Raw genomic sequence first — 19,047 nt, forward strand, 5'->3', positions numbered from 1 at the left:
CCGCTTTCTGGGAGATCGGTGAGAATCACTTGCTGATGGTGTACTCATCCCCATACACCGACCAGTGCAGCGGCGTCGCGAGGGTGAAGTTGCGCGCTTTGAGGAACACCCGCTGCTCGGTGTCGACGCGGTCGGTGTTGTCGTGGGCGGCCTCGGTCAGCATCGCGGCCTTGCGGGCGTCGAGAAAAGCGTTCAGGTACGCGTACTCGTCGCCGCCCTGAGCGGGGGACTTGGCCTTGCGCAGGGCCACCGCGCGGATCCCCCCGAAACTCACCGGATCGTTGCCCGGACCGTGCATGACGATGGCGTCGTAGTAGATGAACTGGCCGAGCGCGCGCAGCCCGTCCGCCTTGGCCTGCTTGACCGCGGGGTCGAAGTACATCTGGTCCCGCTCGTCGTTCTGCGCCTGCTGGAAGGCGGTGTCCTGGGCGGCGGTCGCCCAGTCCTTCGTGAAGTTCGGATCCAGGCCGGCGTGCGAGTCGGAGCCGTCCACGTTCCGCAGCGCCGGCAGGTACTTCGCCAGCACGTTGCCGGGCTTGCGGCTGGTGTAGAGCGTGACCAGTTCGAGCATGTCGTGCGTACCCGAGCAGAAGCCGATGATGCCGCCGGTGTAGCCGCGGCCGTCGCCGATGTCCTCGATGTACTTGTACTGGGCCTTCCAGTTCAGCGAACTGTTCTCGGCGCTGGACACCAGCTGCATCGCGATGTCCTTCTTGTGCGCGTCGTCGAGGCCGGCGGACGCGGGAGGCTTCGCCGCGCCCATGGCTTTCGGCGAACCGGACGGGCTCCCCGCCGGGCTTTTGGACGGCATCGGCCCGCTTGCCGCGATGGAGGGCGTGGACCCGGTGACCACCGCACCGTCGCCGCCGGACGCCGCGACGAAACCCGTTGTCGCCGTGGGGTTCGGGGCCGCGCCCGAGCCCGGGGCGCCGAGGTCGAGCACGAGGACCGCGGCCAGGGTGCCGCAGGCGGCGACGGCCCCGGCCGCCAGCCAGCCGAGCCGGCGGTTCGTCAGTCGCACATCGATCTCCTGCCGCGAGCACCCGGGAACCCGGCAGCCAAGATACCTGCCCATCCACCGATGGGAAAACCCTCTGCCCATTCTCGACGCTCCCGCTTGGAGCGCCTGGAGCGAGATCTTGACGGATGTGGCGAAACCAACGCTTCCCGGCCGCCGTAGGGTTGGTTTCGCGACATCGGTCAAGGTCATGTCGCCGGCGGCCGGCACTTTTCCGTCTTCGTCCGGCGGCTACGGAGTGCGGGTGGTGAAGAAGCGGTCGAGGCCGTCGAGCAGCCGCGTCAGCCCGAACTCGAACAGGATGTCGAGGTCCATGTCGACGTCGTGGCGGAACATCCGCTCGATCGCGGGGAACTCGCCTTGCTGCAGCAGGCTCTGGAACTCCTGCTCCTGGGTCTGGAGCCACTCGTCGACGCTGAGCCCGGTGTCCTGCTCGGCCTGTGCCTCCAGCTCCAGGTTCATCGCGAGGCCGCGGCCGAAGCCGAACAGGGTCAGGTGGACGTAGAGCATCTCCTCCGGGCTCAGGTCGAGGCCCTCCAGCGACGCGAAGACCCACTCGGTGTGGCGCATGCCGTTGGGGATGAGCTGCGGGCGGGTCATCGACAGCGCCGGGGCCAGCCACGGGTGGCGGCGGAAGCCCTGCCACTGCAGCCGCGCGGCGACCTCCAGCCGGCGGCGCCAGCCGGTGGGCGCGCGCTCGGGCAGCGGGAAGTCGGTGAACGCCGAGTCGATCATGTAGACGACCAGTTCCTCCTTGCCGCCGACGTGGCGGTACAGGCTCATGGTCGCGACGCCGAGGTCGCCCGCGATGCGCCGCATCGACAGCTGGGCCATGCCCTCGGCGTCGGCGATCCCGATGGCCTTGCGCACGATCTTCTCCCGGGTCAGGTCCGCCTCGCCTGCTGGTCGCTTGGGGACGGAAGCGGGTCGCGGGGCCGTGCCCGCAGCCGGTCCAGGCTGCGCCGGTCCAGCCGGTGCTTGTGCGGCGACCACCGTGCCCACTCCCGGCACCGCCCGCGTCAGGCCGTCCGCCTGCAGCGCGGCCAGCGCCTTCGTCGCCGTCGCCAGCGCCACACCGTAGTCCCGGGTGATCCGCCGGGCCGAGGGCACGTGATCGCCTTCCCGCAGTACGCCGTCGGCGATGTGCCGCCGGATCTCGTCGGCGATGCGCAGGTAGGGCGGTCCGGGCTGGGTCATGCGGGCTCCTTCGGTCTCGTACTAGTACACCTGTGTGGCTCAGGTCACAATCGGTCGCTCCAGCCCTCCGGTGTACTAGTCGGGCAGCGCCTCCGCTGTTCTAGTACGCCTACCGCGTAAACACCTTGAACAGCAAGGAGATTGCCTCACCTAGTACGCCGTGTATACCGTGTACGCAGCACACGACGTACAGCGTACACGAATCTGGTGGGAGTCTGTCATGCGCAACAAGACCGTTCTGATCTCCGGCGCCTCGATCGCCGGTCCCGCGCTCGCGTACTGGCTGCGCCGGCGGGGGTTCGTCCCGACCGTGGTGGAGACCGCCCCGGCGCTGCGGCCCGGCGGCCACGCCGTCGACCTGCGCGGCGCCGCCAAGGAGGTCGTCGAGCGCATGGGCCTGATGGAGACCGTCCGGGCCGCCCGCGTACACGAGCGTGGACTGGCCTATGTGGACGCCAAGGGCCGGTTGCAGGCGCAGCTGCCGGCCGACGCGTTCGGCGGCGAGGGGATCGTCGCCGAGATCGAGATCATGCGCGGCGACCTGACCGCCATCCTCTACGAGGCCACGAAGGACGACGTCGAGTACATCTTCGGCGACCGGATCACCGAGCTGGCCGAGCACTCCGACGGGGTCAAGGTCACGTTCGCCGGCGGCGCCGTACGCGACTTCGACCTGGTCGTCGGGGCGGACGGGGTGCACTCCGGCGTCCGCCGCCTCGCCTTCGGACCCGAGGAGCGGTTCGTCGAGTACATCGGCGGGTACACCGCGTACTTCACGATGCCCGATCCCGGCGTACTCGACGAGTGGTTCGTGATGCACAGCGCGCCCGGCGGCATCACCGCGGGCATCCGGCCGGAGAACGGCGGCACGGCGAAGGCGATGCTGAGCTTCCTGAGCCCGAAGCTGGACTACGACCGGCGCGACGTGGCCGCGCAGCGGGCCATCCTGCGGGAGAAGTTCGCGCCGATGGGCTGGAAGGCGCCGCAGATGCTCGCCGGGATGGACGGCGCCGAGGACTTCTACTTCGACTCGTTCTGCCAGGTCCACATGGACACGTACGCCCGCGGCCGGGTGGTCCTGCTCGGTGATGCGGCGTTCTGCGGTTCCCCGCTGGTCGGACTCGGCACCGCGATGGCGATCGTCGGCGCGTACGTGCTGGCGGGGGAGCTGGCGGCGACGCCCGACGACCACGCCGGAGCGTTCGCCCGGTACGAGGCGGAGCTGCGGCCCTACGTGAAGCAGTGCCAGGAGCTGCCGCCGGGCGGCGTCAAGGGCTTCGCGCCGGAGTCGTCGCTGATGATCCGGATGCGCAACCTGTCGATGAACTCGATGACGAAGTGGCCGATGCGGCTGTTCTTCGCCAAGCTCTTCCAGAAGGCCGACGCGATCACCCTCAAGAACTACTGACACCCTCAAGAACTACTGAGGGCGCCCGTTGCGGTGCTGAGGAGGACGGTGCGTCAGGCCCGTCCTCCTTCCGCGGCGAGAACTTCCGCGGCGAGAACGTCCGCGCGAGCATCAGCCCGCCGGTGCGCGGTCCCGGACTCGGGTACGCGAGCCGGGCCGTCGCCGACTTCAGCGCCGCCTCGAGACTCTCGACGAGGACCTGGCGGACGTCCGTACGCACACGGGCGTCGCAGGCCAGCATCGGTACGCCGACCGGCACGTCGAGCGCCTCCCGGACCTGCTCCAAGGAGTACCGCTGCCGTCCGTCGAAGGCGTTGACCGCGACGACGAAGGGCAGGCCGCGCCGCTCGGCGTAGTCGAGGGAGGCGAAGCTGTCGGCGAGCCGGCGCACGTCCAGCAGGACGACCGCGGCGTGGGCGCCGGCGACGAGATCGTCCCAGAAGCTCCAGTACCTGGTGGCCCCCGGCGGTGCGAAGAGATGCAGGCGGAGGTCCGCGGGCAGGTCGACCCGGCCGTAGTCGCGGCCTGTCGTCAGGGTGGTCTTGTCCGGCATGCCGAACAGGTCGTCCTCGCCGGCGCCGGCCGTGGTCATCCTCGCCTCCGTGGCGAGCGGCGGGATGTCGCTGACCGCGCTGATGAAGGTCGTCTTCCCGGCACCGAAGCCGCCGATCACGACGATCTTGAGATCCGTCCGGTCCGCCGGCGGCGACAAGGGCCCCGACTGTCCGGTCGCGACCTGCCCCTGCTCCCCGGCGACCGGCTGCGCCCGGCGCAGCTCCCGGCGCAGCAGCGCCACTTCGTCCCGCAGCTGTTCCACCTCGGTACGCAGCTGCGACACCTCGCCGGGCAGATCGCGTACGGGGCCGACGGGGGCGGCGTTGCGGGCGAACCCGAACATGTGCGCGTCGCCCTCCGCCCGGGCCTGCGGATCGGGCATGAAGGCCGCCAATAGCCGGCGCCGCAGGACGGGCACGATGTCGTGGAAGGTGAGCGTCTCGGGCGCACCCGGTACGCCTTCGTTGACCACCGCGGCGAGGGCCTTGGTGAACTGGGTCAGCGGCCGATCGCCCTCGGTCTCGTAGCGCGCGTTCTCGAGCGCGTGACTGGCCGTGAGCGTGTAGACGCCGCGGCGCGGTGTGATCGGCAGAGCGGCGGAGAGCAGGCCCGTGGCGATGCCGGAGAAGCAGCAGTCGAGAATGAGGATCTTGAGGGCCGCCCCGGACGACCCCATGGTCCGCTGGAGCCAGTCCAGCTGCAGGTCGGCGTGGGTCAGAGTGTCGGGCACGTTGCGGGTGTCCGACAACGCCAGGCACAGGCCGCCCGCATGGGTCGGCAGGCCGTGCCCCACGTAATAGACGAGCAGGACGCCGGGCGTCTCCTTGAACAGTGCGTTCAGCTTGTACATCGGGCCGTCCGCGGCGGTCTGGTTCGCCAGCGTCTCGACCTGGTCGGCGGGCCAGCCGCACAGCGGCCCGGTCAGCAGCTCCCGCATCATGTGCAGGCTGTTGAGCGCGGCGGGCACGTCCGGCAGCGACTCGTGGAACTCCGAGGTCCCGAGCAGGATCGCCCGTGACCCCGCCAGTTCAGGCCGGGGCGCGGAAGGCATCGATCGCCCGAGCCGCGAACGCGTCGGGGTCGTCGAGGTGGGTCGCCTCGATCTCCAGCTTGCGGTCGCCGTCGCTGATGCTCACGCGTACGCGCGTCTGCCGGGACCGGATCCAGACGTGCACCGCGCGCAGGACGCCGATCGCCGCGCCGGACGAGCAGACCGCGGTGACGGCGTCCCAGCCGCTGCCGAGCTCACCGGGTGCGGGGCGGCCCGGCCGCAGCTCCACCCGCGCGTCCGGCACACGGGTCAGCCAGGAATGGAGGTCGGCGAGGTTGGCCGACGGATCGTCGGCCGTCACGGCGAGCAGCACTCAGCGATGCTACGGGCACCCGGCCGGTCGCCGGGTGCCCCGCCACGGACGGGTGACCTCAGCCGAAGTACGCGGCCAGGTCCGGGTCGGTCGGGGGAACCTCCATGAGGGTGCCACCGTCGCGAAGGGACAGTGTCGCCTGGTAGCCGGCCGCCACCGCGTCCCGGGCCGCGACCGGGGACGTGAGGGTCGGGCCGCCGGAGCGGGCGTACCGGAGGAACTCGGCCATGATGGCGGGATCGGCCCCGCCGTGGTGGGAGTCGGCCGGGACCGGGATCTCCAGGTCGGCGTCGGGGCGGTAGCCGGAACGGCCCGCGTTCCACACCTTGATGACCGAGCCGGCGAAGTCACCGAAGTTCTCCAGGCGGCCGTGCGTACCGATGACGGTGTAGTTGCGCCAGTAGTCCGGGGTGTAGTGGCACTGCTGGTAGGTCGCGATCACGCCGTTGTCGAGCTGGAGGTTGACGACGCTGAGGTCCTCGATGTCGACCACCGGGTTCAGACCCGTGTGCGCCGACGGCGGCCAGGTGCCCGCGTCGAACCAGTCCGGCATCAGGGTGCCCGCGCGGTCGCGCCGGTCGGTGATGTCGCCGTAGACGCCGAGGTCGCCGAACGCGCTGACGGCCTGCGTGCGCCCGCCCGCGAGCCAGTGGATGACGTCGATGTCGTGGGCGCCCTTCTGCAGCAGCATGCCCGTGCTGCGGCGGCGGTCGGCGTGCCAGTCCTTGAAGTAGTAGTCGCCGCCGTTGCCCACGAAATGCCGGCACCACACCGACATGACCCGGCCGATCGCGCCGCTCGCGATGACCTCGCGCATGGCCAGGACGAACGGCGCGTGCCGCATGTTGTGCCCGACGTACAGCCGGGAGCCGGCGTCGCGGGCGGCGGCGAGGACGCGGTCGGCGCCGTCGACCGTGATCGCGAGCGGCTTCTCGACGAACGTCGCGACCCCCGCCGTGAGCAGCCGGATCGCGAGTTCCTCGTGGGTGTCGTCGGGGGAGAGGACCAGCGCCGCGTCGACCTCCGCGAGGTCGAGATCGTCCAGTGTGGAGTGAACCGGCACGTCGAACGGCGGCTCGGGCCGGCGCGGATCGACCACGGCCACGACCCGCGACCCCTCGCCGGGCTTGTGCACCAGCGACGCGAGATAGCCCCGGGCGCCGAGCCCCACTACCGCGATCCGCAAGTCAGACATGAGAACCCTCCGGTGCGAGTACCAGCAGCGCCGCCGTTACGGCGTCCGCCATCGCGCTGCGGGCGGCCTTCAGCGCCTTGCGCGGATCGACCGCCTTCGGGTCCGAGTCCAGCACACTTCGCACCCCCGCGGTGTACGCGATGTTCAGCGCCGTACCGATGTTGATCTTCACGAGTCCGGCGGTGATCCCGGCGGCCAGTTCGAGATCGGGTACGCCGGACGAGCCGTGCAGGACGAGCGGCACCGGCACGGCCGACCGCAGCTCGCCGATCAGCTCGTGGTCCAGCCGGGCCGACCGGTCGGTCATGGCGTGGCTGGAGCCCACCGCGACCGCCAGCAGGTCCACGCGGGTGTCCCGGGCGAACGCGACCGCCTCGTCGGGCCGCGTACGCACACCGGGCGCGTGCGCGCCGCCCTTGCCGCCCACGGCGCCGAGTTCGCCTTCGAGCCAGAGCCCGTGGGCGTGGCAGAAGTCCGCGGCGGCGGCGGTCGCGGCGACGTTCTCGGCGTACTCCAGGGTGGAAGCGTCGAACATGACGGAGGAGAAGCCGCACTCGGGCGCCTGGCGCAGCAGGTCGACGTCGGTCACGTGGTCCAGGTGCAGCGCCACCGGCACCGAGGCCGCCCGGGCCAGGGCGAGCGACGCGGCCGCCACCGGTGCCAGCTGTCCCTGGTGGAACAGGACGGTGTTCTCGCTGATCTGGAGGATCACCGGCCGCTCGGCCTGTTCGGCGCCGCGCACGATGGCTTCGGCGTGTTCCAGCGTGACGACGTTGAACGCCGCGAGCCCCACCCCCGCCGTGGCGGCGGAGCGGACGAGGTCGGCGGTCGGGGTGATCATTGTTGTGCCTCCAGAGCGCTGAGCAGTTCGTGCATCGTGGCCTGCGCGACGGTGCCGCCCGCGGCCCGGGTGGACAGGGAACCGGCCGCCGCCGCCAGGGCGACGCACCGGTCGAGGGGTTCGCCGTTCAGGTATCCCGCGAGGAAGCCGGCGTTGAAGCTGTCGCCCGCGCCGGTCGTGTCGACGACGTCCACCGGCAGACCTGGTGCGGCACAGGATCCACCGGGCCACCATGCCTTCGCGCCGGCCGCGCCGTCTTTGAGGACCACCAACGTCTTCAGCGACAGCGCCGCGGCTTCGAGGTCGTCGATCCCCGTGATCGCCCGCAGCTCGGCCGCATTGGGCAGGAACACGTCGGTGTGGGCCAGCACCTCGTGAACCCCGGCCCACTGTTCGGCCGGATCCCAGTTCGTGTCCAGCGACGTGGAGACGCCGAGCGACCTGGCCCGCGCGAACAGATCGGGTAATTCCAAGGCCAGCGCGGGCTGCAGGAAATAGGACGCGACATGGACGTGTCGCACGCCATCGAAGTCCACATCGGACGCACGTAGGGAGCCGATCGCGCCCGTCAGCGTGAGGATCGCCCGGTCGTCGGAGTCGGACAGGATGACCGACAGGCCGGTCGGCTCCGGGACGGTCTTCACCCCGGAAACGTCCACTCCGCGTTCTTCGAGAGCGCGGCGGCAGAACGTGCCATGGAGATCGTCCCCGGTGGCCGAGCACAGGGCTGTGCGTACGCCCAGAGATGCGGCACCGGCGGCGGTGATGGCAGCGGACCCACCCAGCAGGAGCGAGGCGGAGCTCAGGAGCTGTTCCCGTTGCGAGAAAAGAGGATGCACGTCCCCGGAGAGGACGAGATCCGGGTTGAGGTCGCCGACCACGAGAAGGGTCATCCCTTGAGCCCCGAGAACGTCATCGTCGCGATGAACCGCTTCTGGGCCACGACGAACGCGATGATCAGCGGAAGGGTGGCGATCACGTTGCCGGCCATGAGCAACGACCACTGGGTGCGCCGCGTCCCCTGGAACATGGTGAGACCCACTTGCAGCGTGTACCACCGGTCGTCGCTGATCGCGATGAGCGGCCAGACGAGGTCGTTCCACGACGACAGCAGAGTGAAGAGCGCGAGCGTGGCGAGCGCGGGCTTGGCCAGCGGGAGCACCACCCGGAAGAAGATCTGCCGGGTCGAGGCGCCGTCGATGGACGCGGCCTCCTCCAGCTCCGCGGGCAGCGAGAGGAAGAACTGCCGCATCAGGAAGACCCCGAACGCGGTCGCGAGCCACGGCACGAAGGCCGCTGCGAGGGTGTCGACGAAGCCGAGCCGGGCGAACATCAGGTAGGTCGGGATCATGAGCAGCTGCGTCGGGATCATCACGGTCGCGACCATGAGGAAGAAGCCGACGCCCTTGCCGGGGAAGGACAGCCGGGCGAAGCCGTAGCCGGCCAGCGAGCACAGCACGAGGTGGGCCGCGATCGCGATGGCCGAGACGAGGATCGTGTTGAGCAGCCAGCGCAGGATGTGCGACTCGGTGAGCAGCCCGATGTACCCGTCGAGGTGCAGGGAGCTGGGGATGAACTTCGGCGGGAAGCGGTTGATCTCCGAGTCGGACATGAAGGAGGTCAGGATCATCTGCGCGAGCGGCAGCACGAACAGCAGGGACAGCGGCATGAGCAGCAGGTGCCAGCCGCTGAACGGCAGGATCCTCTTTCGGCTTCTCATCAGAATGCCTCGATCTTGGATCGGCGCGAGTACCAGAAGATGCCGAGCGTGAGCAGCATGGTCACGACGAACAGCCCGTACGCGACCGCCGACCCGTAGCCGAACCGCTGGGTCTGGAAGGCCAGCTCGTACACGTAGTAGACGACCGTCTCGGTGGACTGCAACGGCCCGCCCCGCGTCGTGGTGTAGACGAGGTCGAACAGCTGGATCGCCGTGATGGTCTGCCAGACCGCCGTGAAGACGGTGACCGGGCGCAGCTGGGGGAGGGTCACGTGCCAGAACACCCGCCACCGGCCCGCACCGTCCACAGTGGCCGCCTCGGTCAGCTCGACCGGGATGTCCTGCAGGGCGGCGAGGTAGATGACGGCGGTGAAGCCGATCTCACCCCAGAGCGCGATGAGGACGATGACCGGCAGCGCCTGCGAGCGGCTCTCCAGGAACTGCTGGGCGGGCAGGCCGAGCCGGCGCAGCACCTCGTTGGCCGCGCCGAACTGGGGATTGAAGACGAAGGTGGCCAGGATGCCGGTGGCCGCCGCCGAGGCGACGTACGGCACGAAGATGCAGGTGCGGTAGAACGCGACCAGCCGGATCTTCTGGTTCAGGGCGACCGCGACGAGCATGCCCAGCAGGATCGAGGACGGCACGAACAGCGCGGTGAGCCACAAGGTGTGCCCCACGGCCGCGGCGGCCTGCGGGTCCTGCGCCATGGTCTCGTAGTTGCCCCAGCCGACCGGCTTCGCCGGCGCGATCCCGTTCCACTTCGTCCGCGAGATCACGAACGCCCAGACCGCCGGGAACACCGACAGCCCCAGGATCAGCAGGGTGGCCGGGCCCGCGAAGGCCCAGCCGGTGAGCGCGCGGCGCAGGCGGCGCGGTTTGCGCCGGGGGCGCGGCCGGGACCGGGCCTCGTGCCGGTCCCGGGAGAGTGCGAACGTGGTCATCGGCCCGCCTCAGCCGCGCAGCGCCACGGCGGCCTGCTGAGCGGCCTTGTCCAAGGCTTCCTTGGGCGTGGACGCGCCCTGCAGGACCGAGGCGATCGCCTGCCCGACGTACCGGGAGACCTCCGGGTACGCCTCGACCGTCGGCCGGGCCTGCTTGGCGTTGGCCAGGTTGTCGAAGAACTTCTGGGCGCCCGGGTACTGGGCGCAGTAGTCGGCGAACTCCTTGGTGGCAGCCTCGGACGAGCGCAGCGGCAGGTTGCCGTTGCCGAGGTTCCAGCGCACGTCGACGTCCTTGCCGGTCAGCCACTGCAGGAAGGTACGCGCCGCGCCGGCCCGGTTGGCGTCGGAGTGGTCGAACAGCACCCACACGTCGGGACCGGAGATCGTCTCGTGGTCGCCGTTGTAGCCGGGCAGGAAGCTGACGCCATAGTCGACCTTCGCCTCGCCCATGTCGTACAGCGACCAGGGCCCGGAGATCATCATGCCGATCCGGTTGTCGTTGAACAGCTGCGCGTACTTCTCGTCGGTCTGGTCGAGGTACATCGACTTGTCGTCCACCGCGATCTGGCGCAGCGTCTCCAGGGCGGCCACCCCGGCGTCGGAGTTGAAGGCCGGCTTGTCCCCGTCGAGGATCTTGCCGCCGTGCTGCCAGAGCAGCGGCCACAGGTGCCAGGTCGTGTCCTCGCTGCCGGCCACCGAGTACGCGGCGCCGTAGAGGTTCTTCGAGGTGTCGGTCAGCTGCTTCGCGGCCGCCCGGAAATCGTCCCAGCTCCACGTGTCGGTCGGGTACGCGACGTGCGCCTTGTCGAACAGCGTCTTGTTGTAGATCAGCGCCAGATTGTCCACGAGCGCCGGTACGCCGATGACCCGTCCGTCCACCGTGGCCGTCGAGCGGGCCGCCTCGGGAATCTCCGACCAGGCCATCTGCGGATCGGCTACCCACTGCGTCAGGTTCTGCGTACGCCCGCTCGCGGCGAGCTGGCCGGCCCAGGACCCGTAGGCGTAGGAGACGTCGGGATAGGTGCCGGAGGTGAACCCGGCCGACAGCTTGGTCAGCAGTTCGTCCGTGGTGGACGCCCCCGCCGAGGTGTTGACGGTGATGTGCGGGTGACTCGCGTGGAACTCGGTCGCCAGCTTCTCGGCCATCGTCTCGGCGTCCGAGGACTGGCCGGTCCACCAGGTGATCGTGACGTCGGCGTTCGGGTCGTAGCCGGCCGCCGCGTCCTTCGTGTCGTCGACGGGAGTGCCGCTCGTGCAGCCGGCGGCCAGCAGGCCGAGGGCGAGGACGGCGCCGCCGAGAAAGCGGCGCCGGGCGTTCCAGAACTGCATCATGGATCACCTCACGGGGGGATGGGTGAGATCATTCGCGCGGCAGGACCGCCGGGCGGTTCAGAATCACGGAACGGGTCAGCAGGCGCGGCTCGTCGGGGTTCAGGCCCCGCAGAGCGGCGAGTGCGGTCGCGAACCGCTGCGCGAGAACGAGCCCCGCCAGCGGGTCGAGGTCGTCGTGGTGCAGCCGCGCGCCGGTCGCCGCGACCGTTTCGGCCATGCCGTCGGGCAGGGGCCCGAAGACCCACACCAGGCTGCGCGGCCCCGCCACGGCCATCGGGCCGTGCCGGAAGTCCATCGCCGGGTACGACTCCGACCACGCCTGCGCGGCCTCGCGTACCTTGAGGGCGGCCTCGTGGGCCAGGCCGACGGTCCAGCCCGTGCCCAGGAAGACGATGTGATCGATGTCCGCCGGGTCGGCGGGCAGGTCCCGGTCCAGCGCGGCCTGCCCGTCCTCGCTCTTGTGCGGGCTGTCGAACGCCGCGCGTACGAGGGTCAGCACGGTCGTCGGGAAGCGGGTCTGCACGACGCTCTTCTCGTCGGCGAAGTCGAGCAGGAGGACGTCGTCGGAGCGCTCGGCGATCGGCGTGTCCGCCACCGCGACGACGGACGTCACCCGCAGGTCCGCGGGCAGCTTGGCCAGCGCGTCGAGGACCTCGGTCGTGGTGCCCGACCGGGAGAACGCGATCACCCGGTCGTACCGCCGGTACGCCGTGACCTCCGACGCGCAGACGGCGTCCGTCTCGCCCAGCCCGGCGGCCTCGCGCAGAGCGGCGTACGCCTCCGCGACGAACCATGAGGTGCCGCAGCCGATGGCGAGCACACGTTCGCCGGGCGCGGCCAGATGCGCACGCGCGGCGTCGACGAGGGCGGTGTCGGCCAGGGCCCGGGCCCAGGTCTCGGGCTGGCTGGCGATCTCGGTGGCGGTGACGTTCATGGCGGAAGGCTATGCTCGTTTCTGCTCGTATTTCAACGTCGCGGACCTAAATGAACATCGCTCGTTGCGCGTTTCCGCCGCCCCGTCCTCGGCGGCCGGCCCTCCCTCGCGACGGCGGTCGGCGATCTCCCTTGCGGCGGCGGCCGGCGATCTTCCCGGCGATCTTGCGCGAATGTCCGGGCTATTCGGGTATTCCGGACGAATTTCGGGACATTCGCGCAAGATCGCCGGGGTCTCGGGGTCTCGGGGTCTCGGGGTCTCGGGGTCTCGGGGTCTCGGGGGCGGGGTGTCGGGAGGGGGAGGGGAAGGGTCAGCGGGTTGTGGGGGTGCGGAGGGCGGGGGCGAGCAGGTCGCCGTGTGCGGCGGTCAACTCGTCGCACAGCGCCCAGATCGCGTCCACCCTCAGCGACGCCGCCGCGTTCGGGTCGACCTGGGCGGCCAGGCGTACCAGGCGGGGGTCGCCGGTCACGGCCGCGCGTACGGTCAGCTCGCCGACGGACGCGAAGTTCTGGTTCACCGCCGCGCACTGCAGCGGCAGGTCACCCACGAATTCCGGGCGTACGCCCTGCTCGTCGACCACGCACGGCACCTCGACCGCGTAATCGCGGGGCAGGTTCGTGATCAGTCCGGTGTTGCGGACGTTGGCGTGGATGCGCCGCATCGTGCCGGTCTCGATGGAATGGATCACCTGGGGCGCGTACTCGGTGGCGTCCCGCTCGATCTCCAGGTCGTGGCCGGCGGCGAGTTCGTCGCGTACCCGTTCGTACTCCTCGACGTTCTCGCGGCTGATGCGGACGTAGTCGCCGACGGGGATGCGCAGCCGGGCCACCTCCTCGTCGTGGTGCAGGTACCACGGCACGTACTCCGAGGAGTGCTCGCTCGTCTCGGTCGGGTAGTAGCCGAGCGACCGGAACATGTCCACGCGTACGCGCCGCCGCAGCTCGGGATCGGTCGCGACGGCCTGCCGGAGACGGGGGTAGAGATCCTCGCCGTTCTTGCGCCAGTGCAGCAGCCACGCCTGGTGGTTGAGGCCGGCCGCCCGGTAGCTGACGCCGTCGAAAGGTTCGCCGATCACCTCGCAGAGCCCGCGGACGGTCCAGTAGACGGAGTGGCAGAGGCCGACCGCCTTGAGGTCCGGCGCCACCGCCGCGAGGTAGCCGATGTTCATGGCCATCGGGTTGGTGTAGTTGAGCAGCCACGCGTCCGGGCAGATCTCCCGCATGTCGTCGGCGATCCCCTGCAGCACCGGGAACGTACGCAGCGCGCGGAAGATCCCGCCGACCCCGATCGTGTCGCCGATGGTCTGCCGCAGCCCGTACTTGGCCGGGATCTCGAAGTCCGTGACCGTCGCGGCGTACATGCCGACCTGGATCGAGTTGATCACGTAGTCCGCGCCCGCCAGCGCCGTACGCCGGTCCAGGCTGGTCTTGATCCGCGGGTCCGCTCCCAGCTGCGCCGCCGTACGCCGGGCGATCGCCTCGGCCGTGGCCAGCCGCTCGGGATCGATGTCGTGCAGGTGGAGCGTCACCTCCCGCAGCTCGGGGAAGGACAGGATGTCGGCCAGGAGTTCCCGGGTGAACACGACGCTGCCGGCGCCGAGGAAGGTGATGACGGCCATGCGCGGAATCCTGGTCCTGTCGTGCATACTGTGGCAAGGTTCGCGCGCAAACGAGCATTCTTTATTGCGCGTTTGATCAGGTGATCGGAAGGGACGGGGCATGGCCCGCAGTACGTTGCGCCGCGCCGACCGGGTGTCGACGATCCTCGACCGCATCTCCGGCGACGGCTCGGTGGACGCCCGCGCGCTGGCGGCCGAGTTCGACGTCTCGGTGGCGACGATCCGGCGCGACCTGCAGACCCTGGAGGACCAGAAGCTCCTCAACCGTACGCACGGCGGTGCCATCGCGGCCGACGTCAGCTACGAGTTGCCCGTGCGCTACCGCATCGGCCAGCACCGCGACGAGAAGCTGGCGATCGCCCGCACGGCGGTGGGCCGCCTGCCGCACGGACCGCTGACCGTCGGCCTCACCGGCGGCACCACCACGCACACGGTCGCCCGGCTGCTCGCGGACCGGTTCGACCTGGCCGTCGTCACCAACGCGCTCAACATCGCGGCCGAACTCGCCCTGCGGCCGCGGCTCAAGCTGGTGATGACCGGCGGCGTCTCGCGTACGCAGTCCTACGAACTGGTCGGGCCGATCGCCGACCGCACCCTGTCCGGGCTGAACATCGAGGTCGCCATCGTCGGCGTCGACGGGATCAGCGCGCGTACCGGGCTGACGACGCACGACGACATCGAGGCGAACACCAACGCGACCATGATCCGCCAGGCCCAGCGGGTGATCGTGGTGGCCGACGGCTCGAAGGTCGGCAAGGTCTGCCTGGCCCGCATCTGCGCGATCGCCGACGTCGACGAGTTCGTCACCGACGACACCGCCGACGAGGCCGCGCTCGCCGCCATCGCGGCCGCCGGCGTCACCGTCACCGTCGCCTGAAGAAGCAGCCGGCGCGCATTTAAAGATGCACACTTGTGCACGAGTTCTCGACGGTTGCGCGTACACCTTGGTTTAATCGCTCACACGTGAGTGCTGGCCGGTGGCGGGTACGCCGTCGCGCCACGGGCGGGGCCGAGGGGCCGCCGTCCGAGTGCTGAACAGCCTCGCGCGAGTCGATGGAGGTCCTCCATGACACGTTCCCTGCGCCATCTGATCGCGGCGGTCCTGCTGGCCGCCGCCGGCGTGCTCGGCGCGGCCCACCCCGCCTCCGCCGCGCCCGCCCCGCCCACCCCGGTGACCTGCGCGGGCTGCTACCACCCGGCCCTGCGTACCAGCTGGAACTGGGTGCTCGCGGCCGTGCCCGCGGCGCCGTACCGGGCGGTCTCGCTCTACGACGTCGACGGCTTCGACAACTCGGCCGCCAACGTCAGCGCCCTGCATGCGGCCGGCATCAAGGCCGTCTGCTACCTGTCGGCCGGAACCTACGAGAACTGGCGGTCCGACGCCGGCCAGTTCCCGGCCGCGATCCTCGGCAAGTCCAACGGCTGGCCCGGCGAGAAGTGGCTCGACGTCCGCGACGTCCAGAAGGCCGGCAGCGCCCTGCGTACGATCATGGACGCCCGGCTGGACATGTGCCGCCAGAAGGGCTTCGACATGGTCGAGCTGGACAATGTGGACGGTTACACCAACAAGACCGGCTTCCCGCTGACCGCCGCCGACCAGCTGTACTTCAACGCCCTGCTGGCCAACGACTCGCACGCCCGCGGCCTGTCCGTCCTGCAGAAGAACGACAACGAGCAGATCCCGCAGCTCGTCGCGTACTTCGACGGGGCGCTGAACGAGCAGTGCAACCAGTACAGCGAATGCACCACGGCCCAGAACGGCGGCTACGGCCTGGACCAGTACGTGGCCGCCGGCAAGCCGGTGTTCCAGGCGGAGTACTCGCTGGCGACGTCCAAGTTCTGCACCAAGGACAACAACCAGAACTTCAACGGGGTCAAGTTCTCCATCGATCTCGACGACTCCGTGTTCCAGGCGTGCAGGTAATTCAAGATCTTTTAGGGCCTTACTTCCCGGGTTCGTCGATCTCACCTCCGCTCCTCGCGCGGGAGACCGGTCGGCCCCGTCACGTCCCGTGACGGGGCCTCCCTGCCAGGTGAGTGGGGCGAAGCATCCAGCACCGCCTTTCGGTCACCGTTTCACCCTTTCGCCACCTGGCGTTTGTCGCGACTGTCCGATATGGCGGCTGGGTGGATCGGTCGCATTGGATCTTGGGTGGGGAGCGATCTTCCATGAGGTGGGCGCCGAGCGCCGATTTCTTGATCATTTACGGCTGGGGTGTCAATCCGGCCCGATCTGCATGATCAATGACGCGTCAGGTGTAGCCGAAGCCGGTCAGCGCGCTCCAGAGCCGTAAACGATCATGCAATGGGGGGCCGTTTTTACACCGCAGCCGTAAACGATCACCCCACCGGCCGCCGGTCGCGCGCATGAGTCGGACAGTTGCGACAAAGGTCAGGGGTGCATGAATGGGGTGTGGATGTGACCTCTGGTGCGCCTGAGAGGGTTCACGGGTTGATGGCCAGGAAGAGGAACGCCGCGAAGATCGACAGGTGTACGCCGGCCTGCAGCAGCGTCGCCCGGCCGGGCACGACGGTCAGGATGCCCACGACGACGGTGAGGGCGAACAGCACCACTTGCAGTGGGTCGAGGCCGAGCAGGAGCGGGCCGTCGAGCCACCGGGACGCGATGGCGATCGCCGGGATGGTGAGGCCGATGCTGGCGATCGCCGATCCGAGCGCGAGGTTCAGGCTCGTCTGTACGCGGTCCGCCCGCGCGGCGCGTACGGCGGCGACCGTCTCGGGGGCGAGGACGAGCATCGCGATGATGACGCCGACGACGGGCTGGGGCATGCCGAGGGCGCGGACGCCGCTCTCGATCGAGGGGGAGACGAGTTTGGCCTCGCCCACGACGGCGATGAGGGCGATGAGCAGGAGGCCGAGGCTGAAGACGGTGGCCCGGGCGGTCGGCCGCTGGTGGACCTCCGCAGCCTCGTCCGGCAGCGGCGCGGCCTGCTCCACCCGGTCGGCCGCCTCGCTCCCATCGTCCGAGCCGGCGCGACCGGCCTCGGCGCGACCGGCCTCGGCGCGGCCGGAGTCGGGGCGGCTCGACTCGAGGAGGTCGGCGTCGAAGGGGACGGGGAGGAAGTCCGTGCGGTGCCGGACGGTCTGCACGGTGACGAAGACGCCGTAGAGGACGAGCGACGCGGTGCCCGCGAAGGCCAGTTGGGCCGAGGTGAACTGCGGGCCGGGCTTGCCGGCGGTGAACGTGGGCAGGACCAGGCAGAGCGTGGTGATCGTGGCGACGGTGGTCAGCGCGGCGCCCGCGCCCTCGGGGTTGAACACGGCGCGGCCGCGGCGGAGCGAGCCGACGAGCAGGCTCACGCCCATGATGCCGTTGCAGGTGATCATGACGGCGGCGAAGACCGTGTCGCGGGCGAGGGACTGGGTCTTCTCACCGCCCCCGCTGACCATGAGGGTGACGATCAGGCCGACCTCGATGATCGTGACGGCGACCGCGAGGATGAGGGCGCCGAAGGGTTCGCCGACCCGTTCGGCGACGACCTCCGCGTGGTGCACCGCGGCGAGGATCGCGCCGACGAGCAGCAGGGCGACCACGACGACGACCACGGTGGACAGGGACCGGCCCCAGGCGAGGACGAGCAGGACGAAGGCCGCGATGGGTACGAGGACCGTCCAGCGCTTCGTGATCACCTGCATCTGCTGAGCATATGGAACAAAGCGGACAGACGTGGGGACTATCGCCAGGCGAACAAGTGTTCTAAGCTCCTGCTCATGCGGGACCCGGCCTCGATTCTGCACGCCGACCTGGACGCCTTCTACGCGTCGGTCGAGCAGCGTGACAACCCGGCGCTGCGCGGGCATCCGGTGATCGTCGGCGGCGGCGTCGTGCTGGCGTGCAGCTACGAGGCCAAGCGCCGGGGCGTGCGGACGGCGATGAGCGGGCACGCGGCGCGCCGGCTGTGTCCCGACGCGATCGTCGTGCGGCCGCGCATGTCGGCGTACGCGGCCGCGAGCAAGGCGGTGTTCGAGGTCTTCCGGGACACCACGCCGGTCGTCGAGGGGATCTCGATCGACGAGGCGTTCCTCGACGTCGGCGGGCTGCACCGGATCGGCGGCCGGCCGGTCGACGTCGCCGTCCGCCTGCGCGCCGAGGTGCTGCGCCGCGTCGGCCTGCCGATCACGGTCGGCGTGGCCCGGACGAAGTTCCTCGCGAAGGTCGCCAGCCGGGTCGCCAAGCCGGACGGGCTGCTGCTCGTCGAGCCCGAGGGGGAGCTCGCGTTCCTGCATCCGCTGCCGGTCGGGATGCTCTGGGGCGTCGGGGCGGTGACCGAGGCGAAGCTGCACGAGCGCGGCATCCGGACCGTCGGGCAGGTCGCCCGGCTCGGTGAGGCCGCCCTCGTCTCGATCCTCGGCCCGGGTGCCGGGCGCCACCTGCACGCGCTGGCCCACAACCGCGATCCGCGGCCGGTCGTCGTGGGCAAGCGGCGCGGCTCGATCGGCGCCCAGCGGGCGATCGGCCGGGGACCGCACCGGCCCGAGGACGTGTCGGCGGCCCTCGCCGGGCTGGTCGACCGGGTCACGAAGCGGATGCGGGCGGCCGACCGGCCCGGCCGGACGATCATCCTGCGGCTGCGGTTCGCCGACTTCACCCGGGCGACGCGGTCGCGTACGCTGCCGCGGGCCACGGTCCAGACGCAGACGGTGCTCGATGTGGCCCGGGAGCTGCTCGGGGAGGCCCAGCCGCTCATCGAGGCCAAGGGGATCACCCTCGTCGGGATCTCGGTGAGCAACCTGGGCCGCCACGGCGACGTCCAGCTGGAGCTGCCTTTCGAGCAGCCGGACCGGGCCATGCTGGACGCCGCCGTCGACGCGGTACGCGACCGGTTCGGCTCGGCGTCGGTCACGCGGGGCGTACTGGTGGGCAAGGATCCGGGGATCGCCGTACCCACCCTGCCCGACTAGT

General features: G+C 70.2%; 16 protein-coding genes and 2 pseudogenes. 4 read left to right on the plus strand and 14 right to left on the minus strand.

Features of this window, described 5'->3' with window-relative positions:
* Window positions 1-25: 25 nt before the first annotated feature.
* On the minus strand, window positions 26-1,021 hold the full coding sequence (locus tag G401_RS0141570) for a chitosanase (RefSeq protein ID WP_281174238.1): 996 nt from the start codon (window positions 1,019-1,021) through the stop codon (window positions 26-28).
* A gap of 228 nt (window positions 1,022-1,249) precedes the next feature.
* Window positions 1,250-2,215 carry a TetR/AcrR family transcriptional regulator C-terminal domain-containing protein gene (locus G401_RS0141575; protein ID WP_027347157.1) on the minus strand — a complete coding sequence of 322 codons (966 nt, stop codon included), beginning with the start codon at window positions 2,213-2,215 and terminating at the stop codon, window positions 1,250-1,252.
* A 220-nt stretch (window positions 2,216-2,435) separates the two neighbouring features.
* Between G401_RS0141575 and G401_RS0141580 the strand changes: the two genes are divergently transcribed.
* Window positions 2,436-3,623, plus strand: coding sequence for an FAD-dependent monooxygenase (locus G401_RS0141580; protein ID WP_027347158.1), 1,188 nt, complete (start codon window positions 2,436-2,438; stop codon window positions 3,621-3,623).
* 178 nt (window positions 3,624-3,801) lie between these two features.
* Here G401_RS0141580 and G401_RS58170 read toward each other — a convergent pair.
* The 11 genes and pseudogenes from G401_RS58170 to melA form a co-directional block, all read right to left on the minus strand.
* Window positions 3,802-4,335 (minus strand): annotated as a pseudogene (locus G401_RS58170) (GTP-binding protein); the annotation flags it as partial.
* A 243-nt stretch (window positions 4,336-4,578) separates the two neighbouring features.
* A pseudogene (locus G401_RS58175) lies at window positions 4,579-5,229 on the minus strand (caspase, EACC1-associated type); the annotation flags it as partial.
* A complete protein-coding gene (locus G401_RS51955) occupies window positions 5,207-5,542 on the minus strand; it encodes an effector-associated constant component EACC1 (protein WP_051367990.1) in 336 nt (111 codons plus the stop codon). The pseudogene G401_RS58175 and the gene G401_RS51955, both read right to left, overlap by 23 nt.
* A 58-nt stretch (window positions 5,543-5,600) precedes the next feature.
* Complete coding sequence (locus G401_RS0141595; protein WP_027347159.1) at window positions 5,601-6,737, minus strand: Gfo/Idh/MocA family protein; 1,137 nt, start codon at window positions 6,735-6,737, stop codon at window positions 5,601-5,603.
* Window positions 6,730-7,578 carry a class II fructose-bisphosphate aldolase gene (locus G401_RS0141600; RefSeq protein WP_027347160.1) on the minus strand — a complete coding sequence of 283 codons (849 nt, stop codon included), beginning with the start codon at window positions 7,576-7,578 and terminating at the stop codon, window positions 6,730-6,732. Before G401_RS0141600 ends, G401_RS0141595 begins: the two co-directional genes overlap by 8 nt.
* Window positions 7,575-8,471 carry a carbohydrate kinase family protein gene (locus G401_RS0141605; RefSeq protein ID WP_027347161.1) on the minus strand — a complete coding sequence of 299 codons (897 nt, stop codon included), beginning with the start codon at window positions 8,469-8,471 and terminating at the stop codon, window positions 7,575-7,577. The genes G401_RS0141600 and G401_RS0141605 overlap by 4 nt, the downstream gene beginning before the upstream one ends.
* Entirely contained in the window at window positions 8,468-9,298 is an 831-nt protein-coding gene (locus tag G401_RS0141610) for a carbohydrate ABC transporter permease (protein WP_027347162.1), read from the minus strand. The genes G401_RS0141605 and G401_RS0141610 overlap by 4 nt, the downstream gene beginning before the upstream one ends.
* Window positions 9,298-10,239, minus strand: coding sequence for a carbohydrate ABC transporter permease (locus G401_RS0141615; protein ID WP_027347163.1), 942 nt, complete (start codon window positions 10,237-10,239; stop codon window positions 9,298-9,300). The genes G401_RS0141610 and G401_RS0141615 overlap by 1 nt, the downstream gene beginning before the upstream one ends.
* A gap of 9 nt (window positions 10,240-10,248) precedes the next feature.
* Window positions 10,249-11,571 (minus strand): ABC transporter substrate-binding protein, encoded by a 1,323-nt coding sequence (locus G401_RS0141620; protein WP_027347164.1) that lies wholly within the window; start codon window positions 11,569-11,571, stop codon window positions 10,249-10,251.
* Between the two features lie 28 nt (window positions 11,572-11,599).
* Complete coding sequence (locus G401_RS0141625; RefSeq protein ID WP_027347165.1) at window positions 11,600-12,505, minus strand: SIS domain-containing protein; 906 nt, start codon at window positions 12,503-12,505, stop codon at window positions 11,600-11,602.
* Window positions 12,506-12,815: 310 nt separating this feature from the next.
* Entirely contained in the window at window positions 12,816-14,123 is a 1,308-nt protein-coding gene (gene melA, locus G401_RS0141630) for an alpha-glucosidase/alpha-galactosidase (RefSeq protein ID WP_027347166.1), read from the minus strand.
* 100 nt (window positions 14,124-14,223) lie between these two features.
* Between melA and G401_RS0141635 the strand changes: the two genes are divergently transcribed.
* Both G401_RS0141635 and G401_RS0141640 read left to right on the plus strand, forming a co-directional pair.
* Complete coding sequence (locus G401_RS0141635) at window positions 14,224-15,000, plus strand: DeoR/GlpR family DNA-binding transcription regulator (protein WP_027347167.1); 777 nt, start codon at window positions 14,224-14,226, stop codon at window positions 14,998-15,000.
* 189 nt (window positions 15,001-15,189) lie between these two features.
* Complete coding sequence (locus tag G401_RS0141640; RefSeq protein WP_027347168.1) at window positions 15,190-16,047, plus strand: endo alpha-1,4 polygalactosaminidase; 858 nt, start codon at window positions 15,190-15,192, stop codon at window positions 16,045-16,047.
* Between the two features lie 521 nt (window positions 16,048-16,568).
* On the opposite strand, the gene G401_RS0141645 is transcribed toward G401_RS0141640, so the two are convergent.
* On the minus strand, window positions 16,569-17,780 hold the full coding sequence (locus G401_RS0141645) for a calcium:proton antiporter (RefSeq protein ID WP_027347169.1): 1,212 nt from the start codon (window positions 17,778-17,780) through the stop codon (window positions 16,569-16,571).
* A 75-nt stretch (window positions 17,781-17,855) separates the two neighbouring features.
* On the opposite strand from G401_RS0141645, the gene dinB reads away from it, so the two are divergent.
* Window positions 17,856-19,046, plus strand: coding sequence for a DNA polymerase IV (gene dinB / locus G401_RS0141650; protein WP_027347170.1), 1,191 nt, complete (start codon window positions 17,856-17,858; stop codon window positions 19,044-19,046).
* Window position 19,047 lies beyond the last annotated feature (1 nt).

The sequence above is a fragment of the Hamadaea tsunoensis DSM 44101 genome (assembly GCF_000428945.1).
GTDB lineage: Bacteria > Actinomycetota > Actinomycetes > Mycobacteriales > Micromonosporaceae > Hamadaea > Hamadaea tsunoensis.